The 19,794-nt window shown below is 66.8% G+C and carries 13 protein-coding genes; 5 read left to right on the top strand and 8 right to left on the bottom strand.

What is annotated here, in order from left to right:
* Positions 1-19: 19 nt before the first annotated feature.
* From VPH41_RS08100 to VPH41_RS08110, 3 genes are all read right to left on the bottom strand, one after another.
* Positions 20-2,941, bottom strand: a complete 2,922-nt coding sequence (locus VPH41_RS08100) for a TonB-dependent receptor (protein ID WP_328569530.1) — start codon at positions 2,939-2,941, stop codon at positions 20-22.
* Between the two features lie 102 nt (positions 2,942-3,043).
* Positions 3,044-4,048 carry a FecR family protein gene (locus VPH41_RS08105; RefSeq protein WP_328569531.1) on the bottom strand — a complete coding sequence of 335 codons (1,005 nt, stop codon included), beginning with the start codon at positions 4,046-4,048 and terminating at the stop codon, positions 3,044-3,046.
* Positions 4,045-4,572, bottom strand: coding sequence for a sigma-70 family RNA polymerase sigma factor (locus VPH41_RS08110; RefSeq protein ID WP_328569532.1), 528 nt, complete (start codon positions 4,570-4,572; stop codon positions 4,045-4,047). The genes VPH41_RS08105 and VPH41_RS08110 overlap by 4 nt, the downstream gene beginning before the upstream one ends.
* A gap of 330 nt (positions 4,573-4,902) precedes the next feature.
* Here VPH41_RS08110 and VPH41_RS08115 point away from each other — a divergent pair, with 330 nt between their 5' ends.
* Entirely contained in the window at positions 4,903-5,469 is a 567-nt protein-coding gene (locus VPH41_RS08115; protein WP_152282492.1) for a YceI family protein, read from the top strand.
* 374 nt (positions 5,470-5,843) lie between these two features.
* Here the strand turns inward: VPH41_RS08115 and VPH41_RS08120 are convergent, their stop codons facing one another.
* Together VPH41_RS08120 and VPH41_RS08125 are read right to left on the bottom strand one after the other, a co-directional pair.
* Positions 5,844-7,652, bottom strand: coding sequence for an NAD(P)/FAD-dependent oxidoreductase (locus VPH41_RS08120; RefSeq protein ID WP_328569533.1), 1,809 nt, complete (start codon positions 7,650-7,652; stop codon positions 5,844-5,846).
* 143 nt (positions 7,653-7,795) lie between these two features.
* Positions 7,796-8,938, bottom strand: a complete 1,143-nt coding sequence (locus VPH41_RS08125) for a sigma-54-dependent Fis family transcriptional regulator (protein WP_328569534.1) — start codon at positions 8,936-8,938, stop codon at positions 7,796-7,798.
* A 233-nt stretch (positions 8,939-9,171) separates the two neighbouring features.
* Here VPH41_RS08125 and VPH41_RS08130 point away from each other — a divergent pair, with 233 nt between their 5' ends.
* The 3 genes from VPH41_RS08130 (at position 9,172) to VPH41_RS08140 (ending at position 13,682) form a co-directional block, all read left to right on the top strand.
* The gene (locus VPH41_RS08130; RefSeq protein WP_328569535.1) at positions 9,172-10,662 is read left to right on the top strand and encodes an alginate export family protein; all 1,491 of its coding nucleotides are present in this window, start codon (positions 9,172-9,174) and stop codon (positions 10,660-10,662) included.
* Between the two features lie 28 nt (positions 10,663-10,690).
* Positions 10,691-12,019: a serine hydrolase domain-containing protein gene (locus VPH41_RS08135; RefSeq protein WP_442906230.1), complete on the top strand. Its 1,329-nt coding sequence runs from the start codon at positions 10,691-10,693 to the stop codon at positions 12,017-12,019.
* Positions 12,020-12,140: 121 nt separating this feature from the next.
* A complete protein-coding gene (locus VPH41_RS08140) occupies positions 12,141-13,682 on the top strand; it encodes a CHASE2 domain-containing protein (RefSeq protein ID WP_328569536.1) in 1,542 nt (513 codons plus the stop codon).
* Between the two features lie 15 nt (positions 13,683-13,697).
* On the opposite strand, the gene VPH41_RS08145 is transcribed toward VPH41_RS08140, so the two are convergent.
* The 3 genes from VPH41_RS08145 to VPH41_RS08155 are packed head-to-tail and all read right to left on the bottom strand — an operon-like array spanning position 13,698 to position 18,939.
* Positions 13,698-16,481 (bottom strand): Hsp70 family protein, encoded by a 2,784-nt coding sequence (locus VPH41_RS08145; protein ID WP_328569537.1) that lies wholly within the window; start codon positions 16,479-16,481, stop codon positions 13,698-13,700.
* Between the two features lie 2 nt (positions 16,482-16,483).
* Positions 16,484-18,355, bottom strand: a complete 1,872-nt coding sequence (locus VPH41_RS08150) for an Hsp70 family protein (RefSeq protein WP_328569538.1) — start codon at positions 18,353-18,355, stop codon at positions 16,484-16,486.
* Positions 18,352-18,939, bottom strand: a complete 588-nt coding sequence (locus VPH41_RS08155; RefSeq protein WP_152259400.1) for a DUF2760 domain-containing protein — start codon at positions 18,937-18,939, stop codon at positions 18,352-18,354. Before VPH41_RS08155 ends, VPH41_RS08150 begins: the two co-directional genes overlap by 4 nt.
* 253 nt (positions 18,940-19,192) lie before the next feature.
* On the opposite strand from VPH41_RS08155, the gene VPH41_RS08160 reads away from it, so the two are divergent.
* Positions 19,193-19,792: a transglutaminase-like domain-containing protein gene (locus VPH41_RS08160; RefSeq protein ID WP_328569539.1), complete on the top strand. Its 600-nt coding sequence runs from the start codon at positions 19,193-19,195 to the stop codon at positions 19,790-19,792.
* The last annotated feature ends 2 nt before the right edge of the window (positions 19,793-19,794 follow it).

The raw sequence follows: 19,794 nt of genomic DNA on the forward strand, positions 1-19,794 counted from the left end.
ATTATAAGGATGAATCACATTAAAATCGCATGCCGAGGGTGACGCGTGCCGTGCGGCCCGGTCCCGGCATCAGGCTCAGGGTCAGCGGATCGAGGTAGTAGCGGTCCGTCAGGTTGTCCACCGCCACGTCGAGGGTGGCGTTGGGCGTGATCTTGTAGCTGGCGAACAGGTCGGCCAGGGTGTAGGCCTGCGTCAGCACCTGCGGCGAGGTGCCCGTCCACGTCTGCCATACGGCCTTGTCGTCCTGGCGCGCCAGCGGATGGCCCACGTGCGTCAGGCGCGTGCCCACCGTGAGCTTTTCCTGCAGCCAGCGCGTGCCCAGGGTCAGGTTGGCGCTCAGCTTGGGCTGGATGTGGTTGCTCACGTAGGAACTGGTAAAGCCGATGGGCGAGCAGTCTGGCGTGTTCCAGATATCGGATTTCCAGCTGCTGGCCTTGCGCAGATAGGCTGCCGTGGCCGCGTCGCAGATCAGCGTCTTGCGGTTCCAGGTGCCGGAAAAATCGGCGAACACCGTGCCGCGGTCATACGCCGATTGCAGCTCGACGCCCGAGACGCTGTATTTGTCCGTGTTCGCCATCGAGAAGTTCTGCGCATAGGCCGGCAGGTCCGGGATCGGGCGGCGCGTGATGTAGCCGTGCGTGACGTTGTCGAAGTAGGACACGCGCAGGCGCAGCTTGTCGCTGGCGCTCCACACGCCGTCCTTGACCAGGCTGACGCCGATTTCGCGGTTGTGGCTGCGCTCGGGCTTGAGCGGCGACGAATAGGTGGCCGAAAAGCCCATCGTCGATTCGTACAGGCTGGGCATGCGCAAGCCGCGCGCGTCGCGCAGGAACAGGCTGACGCTGTCGGACAGGCGCGCCGTCAGCGCGACGGTGGGCGAGAAGCCGTGGTCCTTGCGGCGGATCGGCGTGCTGTACTTGAACTGGCCGGGAATGGCGTCGCGGAAGACATAGCCGTTGCCGCTCCAGTCGTCGACGCGCGCGACGTCCAGCGGCACGGGGTCGGCGCCATAGTTTTCCACCATGCCGCCCACCAGCGCGGGATTGGTGGCGGGCGTGAACTGGCCCTGCGCATCCTGGTACCACTTCGCCGCGCCGATCTGCTCGCCGTCCTTGTCCCACATGGTGACCCATTGCCAGCCCTGCGGGTGGTATTGCTGTTCCGCGCGGCGGTTGCGGTCGCGCGTCTCGAAGCGCTGGAAGCGGCCGCCCGCGTCGACGGTCAGCCAGTCGCGCGCCTGCCACTGCAGCGAGGCGAACACGCTCTGTTCCTGGCGCTTGCCGTTGCGCAGCGTGTGATTGGCGTTCAGGTCTTCGTCGAGGATGCGCACGCTGTCGGCCGGGCCGATATCTTCATTTTGCAGGGACAGGCCGTAGTCCAGCTTGAGCGCGCCCATGCCGGTGGCGAAGCGCGAGGTATTCGTCAGGTCCGCGCCCACGCGGCGCGCCTGGTTCTTCGCCAGGTACAGCACTTCCACGCATTCCTTGCATTCGTGGTCGCCCGGATTGGGCTTGCCTTCCAGCGGATTGCTGAAGATGTCGCCGTTGCGCGACTTGCTCTGCATGTCCGTCAGCCACAGGTTGGCCTTCAGGTCGATCAGGTTCTGGCCTTCGGGTTTCCATTCGTAGCGCGCCGTCAGCGCGTTCGTGCGCACCTGGCTGGGGTCCCACTGGGGGATGCTGCCCGTGCTGTTGCGGTAGATTTGCGAGGGCATGATTTCGCCATAGCTGCTGTCGAAATAGCGGTAGCCCAGCTCCAGTTTCTGTTCGTGCGGCAGGCGCAGGTTGGCCTTCAGCAGGGCCGAGGTGGTGCGGTTGGCCGTGTTCAGCACTTCGTCGCCCTTCTTGAAGAACTGCGTCACGCCATCGTCGCCGCCCCATGCATTGGGCAGCTGGTAGCGTTCGAAGCCCCGCGTGCCGGAAAAATAATTGCCGATGCTGCGGTGGCTGATGGCGGCCACCAGGTCGTAGTCGTCCTGGCGCGTGGCCACGGCGATGCTGCCAAAGCCGCTGCGCGGGTCGCCCAGCTTGTTGCGGTGCGTGCGCGGCGCGCTGCCGAAATCCGTGGGCGCCGTGACGCTGTTGTCCTGGATGCCGCCGCGCAGGCGCACGCCCGTGCGCTGGCCCGCCAGCAGGATGTCTTCGGGGCGCAGGGTCTGCATGCTGACCATGCCGCCGATGGCGCCCGCGCCCTGCGCCGACAGGTTCGGGCCCTTGTCGATGCGGATGGCGCTGATCAGGTCCGGGTCGATGTAGCTGCGGTCGGCGATGCCCGCGTAGCCGCGGTAGACGGTCGACGATTGCAGGCTGCCGTCGATCAGCACGGGCACGCGGCCCTGGCCCTGCATGCCGCGCACGTTGACGTCGACGGCGCCGCTGTTGCGGCTGTCGCCCACCTGCACGCCGGCCACGCCCTTGAAGATATCGGCCGGCGAGGTGCCGCGGAAGCGCTCGATCTGTTCGCGGCCGATGTACACGGAGGCGGCCGGCGTCAGGTAGGGCAGGTCGGCCGGGTCCGTGTCATCGGCCTCGAACGTGCCGCTGCCGCCCTGGCCATTCACGCGCAGGGTGCCGATCTGCACGGCGCCGGCAGCGACGGGCGCCGAGGCGCTGATGATGATGGTCGTGCCGCCCTGCAGCTGCGCCTGCAGGCCGCTGCCGGCCAGCAGCTGGCGCAGCGCATCAGGCAGCGAATGGCGGCCCTGCAGCGGCGCGCTGTGCCGGCCTTCCGTCAGGCGCGCATCAGCCAGCAGCACCATGCCGGCCTGGCGCGCCAGTTCATTCAGGGCGCGGCTCAAAGGCTGCGCGGGGATGCGCCATTCCACCTGCGGCGCCGGCGCGGCGGCGGCATGCAGGGCGGGCGTGGCGAAGGCCAGGCCGATGGCCAGGAACAGGGGAGAGAGGCGGGCGTGCAAGCGATGGCGCGGTAAAGTCATGTGCATGTTTTTCCTATGGTGATGTGGTGATCATTCATAGTTAAAACGAATGAGTATCATTTACCCTGACGTGCGGATTGATTTTATTTCCTTGCATATTCAAAAAAATCAGCGGGCGAGGATATGCAGCTTGCCGTCCTGGCGCAGCAGGCGCACGGGCAGGGCCAGCGGCAGGGCGGCGGCAAATTGCGCGGGCAGCCTGGCGTCGAAGCTGCCGTTCAGGCGCAACCCCGCCAGCGCGGGATCGCCGAGCACGAGGCCAGTGTCGCCATAGCGCTCGAATTCGGCCAGCGCCTCGGCCAGGGTGGCATCCTCGAAATCGAGGCGCCCTGTGCGCCAGTTGCCCACGGCTTGCGCGCTGACCCTGGCCGGCGCTTGCATGCCCTGCGGCGTGACGGTGACGGTGTCGCCGGCCCGCAGCACGGCTGCTGGTGCGCCGCTGGAACCTTCCACGCGCACCGTGCCTTGCGCCACGCTGACTTGCGTGGCGCTGTCCACATGGCGCACGGAAAAATGCGTGCCCAGCACCGTCGCCGTCGCCGCTCCCGCCACGACCTGGAATGGCCGCGCGGCATCCGCGTGCACATGGAACATGGCCTGGCCGCGCAGCAGGCGCACGCTGCGCCGGTCGCGGTACAGGGCCACGTCGACGGCGCTGCCGCTATCGAGTTCGATGCGGCTGCCATCAGGCAGGATCTGCGTGGCGAACTGGCCGCGCGCCGTGCTGTAGTCGTGCTGGAAGCCGGGCTGGCGCAAATGGCCGGCCAGCGGCCAGGCCAGCAGGCCGCACAGCAGCAGGCAGCCGCCGGCCAGCGCGCCGCGCGGCAGGCGGCTGGCGGCCAGGCGCACGCTGGACAGGCGCCCCAGCAGCGATGGGGACGCGGGCGCGGGCGGGGTGGGCCGGCTGAAGGCGGCCACGCGCTGCGCGGGCAGGCTGGCGAGCAGCGCATCCGTGCGGGCCAGCGCATCCCAGGCATGCTGGTGGTGCGCATCGGCCGCCAGCCAGGCGTGCAGCGCCGCCAGTTCCGGCGCGGCCAGGCCCGCATCGTGGCGCAGCAGCCATTGCGCGGCCTGGAAGTCGATCTCGTCTGCCGTGGAAGTTGTCTGTGTCATGCGCTGTCTTTTCCAGTCACGCGGTCGGGCAAGCCTTTTTTGCAGGCCAGCATGCCGTTGATGATATGTTTTTCCACCATGTTGACGGAGATGCCCATCTGGGCGGCGATTTCGATCTGGCTCAGGCCATCGAATTTGTACAGCGCGAAGGCCTGGCGGCAGCGCGGCGGCAGCGATTCGATGATGTCCAGCAGCCGCTCCATGGTTTGCCGGTCGTGCAGGCGCTGCTCCGGTTCGTCGGCGCGCGGGGCGCGCAGCTGCAGCTGGGGCGTGTCGATGTCGTCGTGGGGCCGGCGCTGGTGCAATCGCTGTTCGTCGATGACGATGTTTTTCGCCGTCACGTACAGCAGCGCGCGCTGGCCGCTGTCGGGCGCCGCGTCGGCGCGCAGGGCGGAGGCGCCCCCTTGCGGCTCGCGCGCCAGGATGCGGGCATAGGCTTCCTGCACCACGTCCTGCGCCTTGTCGCGGCAACCCGTGGAGCGCGAAATCAGGCGCAGCAATTCCTGGTAATAGCGTTCAAGCACCGCGCGTTTCCCCGTGATCAAAGCGCGCCATGATAGCAAGCCCATCAAATAATAACAAGAATCATTCTCATCTGTGATACACGCTCCCGTTGGATAGCGCTGGATATTTTTGTCAACACGGACAATAATCGGCAGCAGAAGGCGCTGTTGCGGACAGTATGGGCGTTATTATCGATTTTTTCGATGCTAACTAGGTATATTTTCCGTTTTACATCGATCTTCATGCCATGCATAATCTGTTGCAACTGAAGCCAGACAACCGGCCGCCCGCATCTTCGCCGGCAGCCGGTTGCGGTTTTGACATCCTCCACTCCCTGTTAGGAATCCACAATGAAAAAACTGCTCGCTTTTATCGCCGCCGCCGGCTTCTCGCTGTCCGCCGTTGCCGCTCCTGAAGTCTATGTCATCGATGGCAGCCACACCTTCCCCCGTTTCGAGTACACGCACATGGGTTTCTCGACGCAGCAAAGCCGTTTCAATAACACCACCGGCAAGGTCACCCTGGACCGCGCCGCCAAGACGGGCGCCGTCGAAGTGCTGATCGACACCAAGTCCGTCGACACGGGTTCGACCCTGTTCAACTCGCACATCCAGGGCGAAGACTTCCTGGACACGGCCAAGTATCCAGTGGCCACCTACAAGTCGACCAAGTTCAATTTTGACGGCGACAAACTGGCTTCCGTGGAAGGCAACCTGACCCTGAAAGGCGTGACCAAGCCAGTGACCCTGACCGTCACTTCGTTCACCTGCGCCCCGCACCCGATGCTGAAAAAAGACGCTTGCGGCGCCAACGCCACGGCCAAGATCAAGCGCTCGGAATTCAACGCGGGCAAATATGCGCCAGCCGTCAGCGATGACGTGACCCTGACGTTTGCCATCGAAGCGATCAAACAATAAAACGCGTGACAAAATCTACTGCGCGTCGCGCTTTGCGGCCTGCGATGCTCACCGTGCTTAAGCACGGCTGCGCTTCTCGGCCACAAATCATCGCCGCTCGCTACGATTTTGTCAGACGTTACTCTGGTGATGATTGATAGCCACTACCGATCAGTAGCGGCAGTAATGGAAAAAGGCGGCGGACTTCGGTCCGCCGCCTTTTTTTCGCTAGTAGGTCGGATTAGCGCGGCAAAGCCACGCGTAATCCGAGATGCGCCGCCAACAACGTGTCGGATTACGCGCGTCCCGCGTTAATCCGACCTACGCGGTTTGGCAGGTATCACAAGTAGCGGCGGGCCAAGGCCCGCCGCTTTTTTTTGGCCAGCGAATCAAGATCACGCCAGGTGATGCACCTGCTGCTGCCCGTACACGGGCGTAGCCAGTCCCTCCATGCGGGCCTTCAGCTGCAGCGACAGGTACTGGGAATAGTGGCGCGACTGGTGCAGGTTACCGCCGTGGAACCACAGCGCCTGCTGCTGCGTGGGCTTCCACATATTGCGCTGCTCGCCTTCCCACGGACCGGGATCCTTCGTCGTGGCGGAGCCCAGTCCCCACACCTTGCCCACCTTGTTCGCTACTTCCGGCGAAATCAGGTCGGCCGCCCAGCCATTCATGGAGCCGTAGCCGGTGGCGTACACCACCAGGTCGGCCGGCAGTTCCGTGCCGTCCGACAGCACGATGGAATGGCTTTTCAGTTCCTGCACGCCGACGCCGCTTTTCAGCTTGATCTTGCCTTCGGCGACCAGCTCGGAGGCGCCCACGTCGATGTAGTAGCCGGAGCCGCGGCGCAGGTATTTCATGAACAGGCCGGAATCGTCGTCGCCGAAATCGAGCATGAAGCCCCGTTCCTCCAGGCGCGCATAAAAGTCCGCATCGCGCTCGCGGATGGCCTTGAAGACGGGCTTCTGGAAGTCGGCCAGCAGCTTGTACGGGATCGAGGCGAACGTCAGGTCGGCCTTGGCCGTCGTCATGCCAGCCGCCAGCGCCCGTTCCGAATACAGGTCGCCCAGCGCCAGGTCCATCAGCGAATCGGACTTGACGATGTGCGTGGACGAGCGCTGCACCATGGTCACGTCCACGCCCGCTTCCCACAGGGCGGCGCAGATATCGTGCGCGGAATTATTCGCGCCGATGACCACCACCTTCTTGCCGACATACGCGTCCGGCCCCGGGTGCTGCGACGAGTGCTGCTGTTCGCCCTGGAACACGTCCATGCCCTTGAACTTCGGCATGTTTGCCTTGCCCGACATGCCCGTGGCCAGCACCAGCTGCTTCGGCTTCAGGGTGACGGCCTGGCCGTCGCGCAGCACCTGCACCGTCCATTCGCCGGCCGCTTCGTCGAAGCTGGCCGATTCGCATGAAGTCGAGCCCCAGTAGTTCAGCTCCATCACCTTGGTGTACATTTCCAGCCAGTCGCCCACCTTGTCCTTGGGCGTGAAGACGGGCCAGTTGTCGGGGAAGGGGATGTAGGGCATGTGGTCGTACCAGACGGGGTCGTGCAGGCACAGCGATTTGTAGCGCTTGCGCCAGCTGTCGCCGGGGCGCGCGTTTTTCTCGATGATGATGGTGGGGACGTTCAATTGCCGCAGGCGCGCACCCAGCGCGATGCCGCCCTGGCCGCCGCCGATGATGACGCAATAGGGCTGGCGCGCGTAGCCCAGTTCCCTGGCATCCTGTTCGCGGTGCTCCAGCCAGCTGCTGCGGTTCGTGCGCGCGCCATGTTCGGCGCCCATGGGCCGGCGTGCACCTTTGGCTTCCTCAAAACCCTTCAATTCGCTCATGGTGGTGAGCAGGGTCCAGATCTTGCCGTCGCGGATGCGGATGAAGCCCACGCCGCGCGCCGCGCCCGTTTCCACCGTGATCCAGCATTGCAGCACGCCGCCGGCCTCGCTGGCATGTTCGCCGTTGGCGATGCGCATCGCTATTGGCTGCACGGCGCCCAGCTGCGCGGCCAGCATGGCGGCGATCTGTTCGCGGCCTTCCAGGGTCTTCAGGTTCCAGGTAAACAGCACCAGGTCGCGCCAGTAGCCGTCGCTTTCAAACAGCCGTGCCGCGCCCGTGCTGTCGCGGGCGCGCAAGGCACCCTCGAGCTGTTCCAGGATGCCGGCCACGGCCAGGTAGTGCGGGTTGGTATCGGTATGCATCGTGTCTCCTCCAAGTCTGCTGACTTTATGATGGGATGCGGCTGTGTTGCCGCTGACAATGTTGTAACACTGGCGTTTTGGCGCCGCATCCTGCAGCGCAGCATGGCGGCCATTGAGACGGAAGTCTCAGCTTTCCGGACTGCTTACTGCCGGTGCGGCGGCACGATTTTCAGCTGCTTGAGGCGCCGGTACAGGGTGGCGCGCGAGACGCCCAGCATGGCTGCCGCCTGCAGCGGGCGCCATTTGGCGGCATTCATGGCGTGCACGATGCGCGTGCGTTCGGCCAGTTCCGGCGGCGAGTATTCCACGCCTGCGGCAGCTGCCGTTGCGTCGCGTGTGACGCGCGGGCGCGCGCTGGCCTGGCGCAGCGGCGCGCGCACGCGGGCGTGCAGCCAGGTGCTGCCGCCGGCCAGGCGCAGGGACAGCAGATGGTGTCCCGCGCGCGCATCGAACAGGCGCTCGGCGCGCACGTCCAGCACCTCGGCGACGGGGCGCGGCAGGCTGGCCAGGCCTGCGATGACGTCGCGCGCACAGCGGTTGGCGGCGACGACGTTGCCATGTTCGTCGATGGCGAGCAGCATCTCGGGCTGCACTTCCACGAAGTGGCGGTTACGGTGCGCCAGCAGGATGCAGCAATGGCCGTAGGACTTGAGAAAAAAGCCGTCCTCGATCAGGGTCGCGCCTTGCCGCACCAGTTGCTTGACCAGGCGCTGGCTGTCGCGCGCGTCGGGGGAAGTCAGCGCCGAGGCATCGAGCACGCCGATCAAGTCGCCGTGCGGCGAAAAAATGGGTGCGGCGCTGCAGGTCAGGCCCGTAAACGCGGCGCGGAAATGGTCGGTCTTGTGCACCGTGATGGCTTCCTGGTCGAGCAGCACGGAGGCGATGCCGCACGTGCCTTCCTCTTCTTCCGACCAGCACGAGCCCGGGTACAGGCCCGCCTTCTTGAAGTCCTTGCGCTGGTCCGCGTCGACCGCGTAGTCGATGGTCACGCCGCGCGCATTGGCCAGGATGACGCAGTAGCCGGCTTCGCGCACCATGGCGTGCAGGCGCGGCAGGCACTGGCCCGTGGAGCGCAGGAAGCCTTCCTCGGCCTGCTGGATGGCGCGCAGCTCGGTGCCCGTCAGGATGCGCGGCCCCGTCGTCGAGGCGGGATCGAGCCGGTAGTCGTCCAGCGAGCGCCGGTAGGACGAGGCCAGCCTGGCCGTATCGGCGCCCGGATTGACGATCCTGCCCGCGATCAGGTCGCGCACGCGGTCGATATGGCTGGTCTGGCGGACGTAGGGCATGGCGCTCTCCAGTGGCACGGTATCTGGTGTTTTAAAGGGGTCTCGCTTGTCGCCTTCGTTTTTAGCACGAAGCGCCGGAGGACGCATCCTGCGTTGCAGCATGGCGCGCGCGTGAGACGTTTGTCTCAAGACGGGCGCCCGCACAATAGGATGCTTTAAAACAATAAAAAAGAGCATCTCTGATAACATCCGCTTCAATATACAGTCAGCTATCGCAAGGGATACCAATGGCCATGCAAGCGATGTTACTGGTGCGCCGTGCGCTCGCGCTGGCCTTGCTGGGAGGGAGCGCCGCCTGCGGCGCCGCCGGACAGCTCGATCCCGATGGCCAGAGCAGCCTGGAGAGGGAGCTGGCCCGGCGCGCTGCCGTCGAACCGGACATCGGCGCCGGCTGGCAAATGACGCGTTCCGTGGAAGCGGGCGTGCAGGTCGCCGGCGAAAGCAATCTGTTCTGGAAACTGTCGAATACCCCGGCGCGCAATCCCGACTTCGATTTCAATCCCTACTGGTACGAGTTCTATGTCAAGCCGGCGCTCGGCTTCAAGCGCAATCTGGGCGACGGCAAGCAGCTGTATGCGCGCGCGTCCGCCGTCGGTTCGGGCACGGCGCGCCACGATCCCTTCGGCGCGGGCGATACGGGCCGCATCTCGATCGAGGAATTCGTCGCCGGCATCCGCATGCCGATCGGCGGCACGCGGGCCATGCTCGATGTGTCGGCCGGCGCGCAGAATTTCACGCTGGGCACGGGCATGCTGATCGCCAATGGGGGCTCGAACGGCTTTGACCGGGGCGCGCTGAAACTGGGGCCGCGCAAGGCCTTCCAGAACTCCGTGGTGGCCAGGGTGAGCCAGGATGCGTTCAGCGCCCAGGCGTTCTATCTCGATCCGAATGAGAACCCCGACAACGATTCGGGCACGCGCGTGGTGGGCGTTGACGTCAGCTACGCGCCCGCGAACGACCGCAAGGCCGGCATCGCATACGGCAAAGTACCCCGCTCGCATGCCGCGTATCCGCAGGCGGCGCCCGGCGGCATCGGCGCGCCGCTGGCCGTGCCTGACGGCCGCAAGGATTTGCAGTTCGTGTATGGCTACGCGCGCGTTCCCGTCTTGCCCTCCGTGCTGCCGAAAGGCTGGTTTGGCATCGACGCCACGCGCGAATGGAATACGCGCGAGCCGATGCGGGCCTGGGGCTGGCGCACGGAAGGGGGATTTTCGCTGCCCGACGTGGCGTGGACGCCGAAGTTTACGCTCGGCTACCAGAGTTTTTCCGGCGACGACCCGCACACGGCCCGCAACGAGCGCTTCGACCCGCTTTTCTTCGAAGGCACGCCCGGCGCCTGGGCCTCGGGCAGCAAGGCAACCTGGGTCTTCGTCAACGCCAACGTGAATGCGCTGCAGGCCACCATCGAGCTGCATCCGACGCCGAAAGACACCGTGATTGCTTACCTGGCCCAGGTGCGGGCCAACCAGATGGGCAGCCCGCTGCAGTTCGGCCAGGCCACGCGCCTCGACGTGCCGGGCGACGCGCCCGTGGTGATCGCCGGCGTGCTGCGCCCGATGCTGGCGAACGATGTCTTCGTCAAATACGTGCGCGTGGTGAACCCGAATACCTACCTGACCCTGGGCTTGAGCGCCTCGTTTGCGCAGTCGGGAGTAAACCAGCTGGTGAACGGGCAGGCCAGGACCTGGACGGGCTGGCTGGCGAATGTCGTATGGGTCTATTAAATATTCTGTTTATCAAGGAGAGCATCGCATGAACGATTTTCCCAGCATGAAACGCCTGGCCCTGGGCGCCGCCTGCCTGGCGCTGGCCGCCAGCGCCCATGCGGCCGAGACGACGGCGCCGCTGTCTGCCGCCGCCAGCGACCCGGCCACGTTGAAATGGATGGTGGGCGCGCCGCCGCCGGCCGATAAAATCATCCGCTTCGACGATGGCAGCTATTTCACCTTCCCGCAGCTGCGCTGGAGCGTGTCGCACTTCCGCCAGCTGATGCCGACGGTGAGCGTGGCGCGCGGCCTGAAGGCGCCCGTGCCCCTGCAGCGCGCGCTGCGCAACGATATCGACGGCCTGCGCTTCACGCCCCTGGGCGCGAAGGACACGATGACGTGGGAGCAGTCGCTGGGCGCCAACTACACGGACGGCATCGTGGTGCTGCACCGGGGCCGCATCGTGTATGAACGCTATCTTGGTGTGCTGAAGGACAGCGGCCAGCATGGCGCCATGTCGGTAACGAAGTCCGTGATGGGCACCATGGGCTCGGCGCTGGTGGCCGAGGGCAGGCTTGATCCGGACAAGAAAGTGGCCGACTACGTGCCGGAACTGGCCAGATCCGCGTTTGGCGACGCCACCGTGCGCCAGGTGCTCGACATGACCACGGGCCTGAAATTCAGCGAAGACTATGCCGACCCGAAAGCGGAAGTGTGGCAGCACGCGGCGGCCGGCAATCCGCTGCCCAAGCCCAAGGACTACACGGGGCCGCGCAGCTATTTCGAGTATCTGCAAACGGTGCAGCACGAAGGCCGGCATGGCGAGGCGTTCGGCTACCGCACGGTCAACTCCGATGTGCTGGGCTGGATCATCGCCCGCGTCACGGGGCAGAACGTCAACGATTACCTGTCCGAACATATCTGGCAGAAGCTGGGCGCCGAGCAGGATGCCTACATGAGCGTCGATTCGACGGGCACGCCGTTTGCCGGCGGCGGCTTGAGCGCCGGCTTGCGCGACCTGGCCCGCTTCGGCGAAATGCTGCGCAACGATGGCCGCTACAACGGCCAGCAAATCATCCCCCGCGCGGCCGTCGCCGATATCCGCCGCGGCGGCGACAAGCAGCTGTTCGCGAAGGGCGGCTACGACCTGCTGCAAGGCTGGAGCTACCGCGACATGTGGTGGGTCACGCATAACGACCATGGCGCCTACATGGCGCGCGGCGTGTACGGCCAGCGCATCTACGTCGATCCGAAGGCGGAAATGGTGATCGTGCGCTTTGCCTCCACGCCGACGGCGGCCAATGCGGCCAACGATCCGACCACCACGCCCGCCTTCGAAGCGCTGGGCAAGCTGCTGCTGGCCAGGCCGAAATAGGGTGCCAGGCTGACCCTTGCCAGCCGTGCGGCGGAACGGGCACAACTGCAATACACTGTCCTTTCGTCATCACTTGTTGCTTGAGTGATAATTTACTCGTCGCACGCAAGGAGCAGGTACCGTGGAAACCAGCCAGCCAGACCAACCGCGTTCGCCGCTCTGGCGGCGCCTGCTGTGGCCCGTCTCGCGGGTGGGATCCGCCTTCAAGCTGACGGGCACGCACCTGCTGCACCACGTGATCGGCGCCAGCCTGATCGCCGCGCTGATGCTGGCCCTGGAAGGCTTGCACGTGCTCGAATGGCTCGATGCGGCCATGCTGCGGGCCAGCGCGGAACAGGGGCAGCTGCTGAACCGGGGCAAGGACCCGGGCGCCGCCTACCGGCCCGGCATCATCGAAATCGACCAGCCCGCGTTCGAACAGGTCTTCGACGAGCGCGAACCGCTGGAGCGTTCACGCCTGGAGCAATTGATCTCCAGCGCCGCCGCGCACGGCGGCCAGGTGCTGGCCATCGACCTGGACCTGGCGCCCGCCGTGTACGAACAGCACAAGGCGGGCGAGCGGCCGCTGGACCGCCTGCTCGACCAGCTGGCCGCGCATGGCCGGCAACTGGTGCTGATCCTGCCCGAACAATCGGACCGGAATGCAAACCTGCCCTGGATACGCGCGCGCTGCGCGGCAGGCATCCATTTCGCCAGTCCGCAGATCCGCGAGCGCATGGGCGCCGTCACGCGCATCGAGCTGAAAAGCCCCGTGCTGGCGGCCGTGGCCTTCGAGCTGGCGCATGGCGCCGACGAACAGGAGCAGAAGCAGCCGATGCCGGCCGTCCTGTCCGAGCAAAAGCAAGGGCTGGCGCTGGCCGGCCGCGTGTGCCAGCTGGCCCGGCGCACGAACAGCGAAAAGGAATTGGCGCGCTGGGCGTTCGAACCCGTCATCCAGGGCGACGCCAGGGCGGCGGCCGAACAGAATGCCGTCACGGCGCCGTTTCACCCGGCTGCCGTGGCGCCCGCATTCCTGAACCCCACGCGCACGCGCGTCAAACTGATCGACGGCCAGGCCGGCGTGGCTGCCGGGGCCCTGCACAAGAACGTCGTGTATATCGGCAGTACCTACGACGTGCGCGACCGCTATACGACGGCCGAAGGCGAGCAGGCCAGCCTGCACCTGCACGCGGCCGCCCACACATCGCTGGGCATCGGCACGGCCGACGTCAACAAATACGCGGTATTCGCGGCCGACATCGTCATCGGCGTGCTGCTGGGCTGCCTGTTCGGCGGCCTGTGGACCCTGTACGGCCGCGCCGAACTGGCCATCGACAAGCGCATGGAAGACCACGATTTCAGCCGCCTGCACCGCATGGGCACCCTGGCGGAATTCTATGGCATCCGCCTGATGCTGGTGCTGGTGTGGGCCTCGCCGTTTGCCATCGGCGCGCTCGCCATCTATTTGTCGCGCGGCTTGCTGGAGCAGGGCTGGTGGGTCAATCCCGGTCCCCTGATCGCCGGCATGTTCCTGCACGCGATGTCGCTGCGCGACGAAGCCCACCATCCGCACGAAGAAGTGCCGGGCCTGTCCGTGTGGGCCCAGCTGCGCCGCACGCACCCCGGCATCGTGCTGGTGCAGGCGCCGCTGGCGGTGCTGCTGCTGGTGGTGGCGCTGGTGTAGCGCGATGGCAGCTGATTAATTGATCAGCTTTAACCCGGGCGGCAGCGCCTCGCCCAGCATGCGCCGGGTCGCCGCCTCGTCCAGTTGCGTGACTTCGCTGACCATGGCATGCCACTGGGGCGGGGCGCCGACGTCTTTCAGGCGCGCCAGCACCGTGGCGCGCAAGTCGTCGGCGATGTCGCGCGAGCGGTCGCCCGTCATGCGCGCCAGGTGGGCGGCGGCAAAGGCGGCCGGCTCGGTCTTTTTCCAGTCCAGCGCCAGCAGCACGGCGAGCCACTCGGCCACGGTGGCGCTGTCGACCACTTCGTGCGCGCTGCCGTGGAAGGGCTGGCGCGCGCCGACCCTGGCCAGCGCCCACAGGGTATTCGTGTCCGCCGTATCATCCTTCTTGCCGGCCTTGTCCAGGCGTTTCAACAGCCAGGCGCCCACTTCGGCCTTGTAGGCGCCGGGAATGCGCTCCAGCGAGGCGCCCAGGCGCAGCATGTCGTCGTCGCTGCCGTTGACGAGGGTGACGGGGCGGCTGCCCCGCTGCGCCGCATCGGCTTGCAGGTTGAAGGCGAAATCGTCGAGCAGGCGTAATTGCTGCTCCGAGCTCAGGCCGCCGGCCACCCGGCGCCACAGGGTCCACCATTCGGCGCACACCTGGCTGTCCTTGTGGTGTTGCACGCCCGTGTCGAACATCGCCCACAGCTGCTCGATGCGCCACGGGTCCAGCGCGTCGCCATAGCCGGGACGCAGGCAGTAGCCGGCCAGGTTCAGCCAGACCCGCTCATGCTCGGCAGAGCGGCGCCGGCCGCGGGCACGCAGCATGAGGGCGTCGAACAGCTGGCGCAGCAGTGGCGTATCCCAGCTTTCGCGCCCGCCCAGCCCCCGTTCCAGGTGCTGGCGCAGCTGGCGCACATCTTTTACGTCGACCTTTTGCGCCTTGCCGCCGAAGATGCGCTCGATCTTCTCGATGGCTTCCTTGACGCGCGGCGAGACGGCTTGAGTCTCGCCATCGCCTTGCTCTTCCTTGCCAGCGCGCAACTGGAATTCCAGCAGCCAGCGCTGGCTTGCATCGGCTGCGGCCACGCAATGCACTTCCAGGGTGCCCACTTCCGTCATGACCGTTGCCAGTTGGACGGTGATGTCGCGCTTGTCATTGCCGCCATCCCTGGCGTGCAGCACGCTGGCCAGCGGCGGCAGGCGCAGGTAGTCGCCCGCGTCCAGGTCGACGAGGTCGCCCAGTTGCGGCGGCGTGCCCGTTTCCGCGATCGAGGACGCCAGGTGGAAGCGCACGGGCCGGCCCAGGCGCAAGGCGAACAGGCGCTCCGTCAGGCGGATTTCTTCGCCGCTGGCGCTGCCGCGGGGCAGGATGCACACGGCGCGCCGCTCCTTGCCCGCTTCGCCCAGCACGAGGAAATAGCTGCGCGGCGAACCGCCGCCGATGCGCGGCGCCTGGCCGCGCCGGGCCAGCGCGTAGGCGACGGCGCCGCGCGCCACGGCCACGTCGGGATTGTCGTTGTGCAGGATGGTGAGGGGCGCGCCGCGCCAGTGGGCGAGCGTCTCGGCCAGGCGGCGCGCCAATGCGTCGGCGCGGAACACGCCGCCATTGAGCAGCAGGGTGTCGGGCAGTGCGCCCGCATGCTGTTGCAGAAAGCTGGCCAGGTGGCGCGTGATGGCCGCGTCCTGCGCATACGGCAGGCCGAATTCGACGATGCCGGCGCGGCCTTTTTTTGCCGTGTCGCCCAGCGCCACCTTCGGGAAGAAGCCGTCGACCACCATGGCCGCCACTTCCTCGCGCGCGAGGTCAACGGAACGGCTGCCGCCGATCAGGCGCGATCCCGCACCCAGCAGGGTGACGGTGGTGGTCTCTGGCGCGCCGCTGGAGAGCAGCAGCTCCTTGGCGGCGCGGCAGCGCTCCATCAGCTGCGACAGGCGCGCGGCCGACAGCTTCATGCCGCCTTCGCTGCCTTGCGCCATGCGCGTTTCCACCAGATGGGCCAGCGCCAGGTCCATATTGTCGCCGCCGAGTATCAAATGGTTGCCCACGCTGCTGCGCGTGAGCTGCGGTTCGCCATCGTCGCCGAAGGCCACGTCGATCAGGCTGAAATCGGTGGTGCCGCCGCCCACGTCGCACACCAGGATGCGGCGCGTATCGGCCAGGTCCGCGCGCAGGGTGGCGCGCCGGCGCTGCAGGAAGTCATAGAAGGCCGCCTGCGGCTCTTCCACCAGCCGCAAGGCGGGCAAACCGGCCATGCGGGCCGCTTCCAGGGTGAGTGCGCGCGCACCCTCGTCGAACGAGGCGGGGATGGTCAGCACCAGTTCCTGCTGCGCCAAAGGAGCGTGCGGGAAGCGGTGGTTCCACGCGGCGCGCACGTAGGCCAGGTAGCTGGCGCTGGCCGCCACGGGCGACACCCTGGCCACGTCGGCATCGGCGCCCCAGGGCAGGATGGGCGCCTGGCGGTCCACGTTCGCGTGCGACAGCCAGCTCTTGGCGCTGGAAACGAGCCGGCCCGGCACCTGGGCGCCCAGCTGGCGCGCCAGCGCCCCGAGCACGGCATGCTCCGGGTCCTGCTGCGGCCAGGGCAGCTGCAAGTCGCCCGCCGCCAGCTCGCCGGCAGCGGGGTGGTAGCGCAGGGACGGCAGCAGGGGGCGTGCGCCCACTTCGCCGGGAGCGACCAGCTGCTCGATGGCGAACAGCTCGATGCCCGCCTGCGCATTGGCCGCATCGGCCGCATTCGCATAGGCGACCACCGTATTGGTGGTGCCCAGGTCGATGCCGACCAGGAAGGCCGGCTTGCCCGCAGCGCTGCGCATGCCTATTGCTGCGGCGTGCCGCGCACGTCGAATTCCACCTTCCAGCGCTCGGCGCCGTCAGGGGAAACGGCCAGCAGCTCCAGGGTGCCCGCTTCCGTGACACGCGCATGCAGCTTGACCTGCACCACGTCGCCGGCCGAGCGGCCTTCGGCGGACAGGGTCGCCTGGATTTCGCTCAGCTCCTGCAACTCGTCGGGGCCCCAGAAGTCCAGCAGGTCGCCGATCTGGTCGTTGCGGCGCGTGGACGAGGCAAAGAAGCGGAAGTGCACGGGTTCGCCCACCACCAGGCCGAATTGCTGGCCCGGCAGTTCCAGTTCACTGCCTTCTTCCATGCCGAACGGCGCCACGCACAGGGCCTGGATCGGCGGTTCCATGCCGGGGATGGCCGGCATGGCCGATTCGATGGCGACATAGAAGGCACTGGCCGTGCCGCCGCGGATGCGCACGCCATGGCCGCGCCGCACGTAGCTGTAGTAGGCGGCGCCACGGGCCACGGCCAGGTCCAGGTCGGCCCCGGCCAGCATGCGCGCCGGTTCCGCGCCTTCCATGTACAGCCAGTCGTTGACGGTGGCCAGGATGCGCTGGACCAGCAGGTCGGACTTGAAGACGCCGCCGTTGAACAGCACGGCGGTCGGGTGCAGGAAGCTGGCGTCGGCCGACTGGCGGCCCGCGAACCCTTCCAGTTCGGACGTCGCCGCCACTTGCCGGCCCAGGAAGGCCGCCAGGTGGCGCGTGATGGCCGCATCCTGCGCATACGGCAAGCCCAGTTGCGTCAGGCCGGCGCGCGTGCGCACGGCAGGGCGGCTCGACGCTTCCACCTGCGGGAAGAAGCCGTCGAGGATGAAGGTGGACACTTCCGCGCGTGTCAGTTCCGTGCGGATGGAGCCGCCGATCAGCTTGGAGCCGCGGCTCGGCACGACGATGGGCGCCGTGTCCAGGCCGCTGTCGGCCAGCAGGCTTTCCTTGGCGCTGCGGCAGCCATACGTGAGCGCACGCATCTGCCAGGCGTCCAGCTGGGTGCCGTTGGCGGCGAGTTTACGGGCCACCAGGTGGGCCAGGGCCAGGTCCATATTGTCGCCGCCCAGCAGGATGTGTTCACCGACGGCCACGCGGTGCGGTTCCAGCACGCCGTCGCGTTCGAGCACGGCGATCAGCGAAAAGTCGCTGGTGCCGCCGCCCACATCGACGACCAGGATGATGTCGCCCGGCTTGACTTCCTTGCGCCAGCGGCCTTCGCTGGTCTGGATCCAGCTGTACAGGGCCGCCTGCGGCTCTTCCAGCAGGGTCAGCGAAGCGTAGCCGGCTGCCTGCGCCGCTTCCATCGTCAGCTCGCGCGCGGCCGGGTCGAAGGAGGCGGGGATGGTGACGGTGATTTCCTGCTCGGCGAACGGCGCTTGCGGGTGGGCGTGGTCCCAGGCCTGGCGCAAGTGCGTCAGGTAGCGCGTGGCAGCCGTGATGGGCGAGATGCGCGGCACCTCGGCCGGTGCATCGTTCGGCAGAATGGCCGCGCGGCGGTCCACGCCCGGGTGGCACAGCCAGCTTTTCGCGCTCGACACGAGACGGATGGGCGTGGTGGCGCCGCGGCTGCGAGCCATCTCGCCGACGACGAACGGCGCTTCCGCTTCCTCGGTGACCCAGGGCAGGGCCAGGTCGACCGCCGCCACTTCATCGGCGTGGGGCAGGTAGACGAACGACGGCAGCAGCGACAGGTCTTCCACGGTGCCCGGCGCCGACAGTTGCGGCATCTTCAGCACGCCGTGGCTGGACTTTTCGCCGTCGCTCTCGACCAGGTTCACATACGACAGGGCGCTGTGCGTGGTGCCCAGGTCGATGCCGATGGCGTAGCGCGGGCTTGGGTTGGTTTGATCGCTCACAGTTCCACCTCTGCCGGGGCCAGGATGGCGGCGTCGTGCTGCGGGCTCAGTTTCGGCAGGCGCACGCTGGAGGCGCGCCAGCCGCGGTGGCTCAGGGTGCCCGTGAATGGGGCGGAACCGACCACGTTGCCCGTCAGGCGCACGCTGGCCGAGTCAAAGCCTTCCTGCAGCACGATGCGGCTGCCTTCGGCTTCCTGGCGCACGGCGTCGATGGTGAAATACTCGCGCATGACCTTGGCGCAGCCTTCATGCACGACGCGGGCGGCCGCGCCGATGTCCGCATCGGCATGGCTGCCCAGGTTTTCCTGGGTGAAGTCGATCAGGCGCGCTTCGCGCTGCAGCAGGGCCAGCAACTGCAGGGCCGCGTCCGGCGTGGCTTCCTTCAATATGACGGGGGCGGCGGCCGGCGTCGGCACGGGGGCTGGCGCCGGGGCAGGGGCTACTGGCGCCACCGGGGCGGCCTCGGGCAGGGACAGCTTTTCCACGCGGGCGGCATAGGCGGCGTCCGACAGGGTGCTGAAGAAGGCGCCGAAAGCCAGCGGGACTCGGCGCCAGAACGATGGATGGGACGATGAAGTGCTCATAGGAACTCGTTTCTCTGATCTGTAGGGAGGCGTCGGCGGCGGGGGCCGCTTCGCAGGGTAGTGCATGTGCCGCGCCCATATGGCCGGCTGCGTTTGCCCGCATGATACCAGCTACCGGGCCGCCGCCAAAGTCGCCGCCCCCGGCGCAGCCAGCCTGGCACGTGGATTTTCTTTGTTCCTGCGCAAAGAAACGGTGAATTGCGCGCCGCTTCGACTAAAATCGCGCATTATCTTTTCGCATTGCCTTTATGCCATGTCTACCGACTTTTCCCCGTATTTAGCCAGCAGCCTGCATATCGACAGCGACCATCCGGCCGTGCGCGCCAGGGCGGCCGCACTGGCGGCAGGCGTGTCGGGCGATGCCGCCATCGCCGCCCGCTGCTTTGCCTTCGTGCGCGACGAGATTGCCCACAGCTGGGATTACCAGCGCAATCCCGTCACCTGCCGCGCGTCCGACGTCTTGCAGCATGGCACAGGCTATTGTTATGCGAAGAGCCATCTGCTGGCTGCGCTGCTGCGCGCCAACGGCATTCCTGCCGGCCTGTGCTACCAGCGCCTGGCCGTGGGCGAGGCGGGGCCGCCGTTCTGCCTGCATGGCTTGAACGCCGTGTATTTGCAAGACTACGGCTGGTACCGCATCGATGCGCGCGGCAACAAGCCGGGCGTCGACGCGGCGTTCGTGCCGCCACGCGAGCAGCTGGCTTTTCCCGTGCTGGCGCCGGAGGAGCGCGATTTGCCGGAAATCTGGGCGGAACCATTGCCGCAGGTGGTGGCGTCCTTGACGGGCCATGCGACCGTGCAGGAGGTGGCCGCGCATCTGCCCGATATCGAACTGCTGCCGCAGCATCTATAACT

This window comes from Janthinobacterium sp. P210006, assembly GCF_036231885.1.
Lineage (GTDB): Bacteria > Pseudomonadota > Gammaproteobacteria > Burkholderiales > Burkholderiaceae_D > Janthinobacterium > Janthinobacterium violaceinigrum.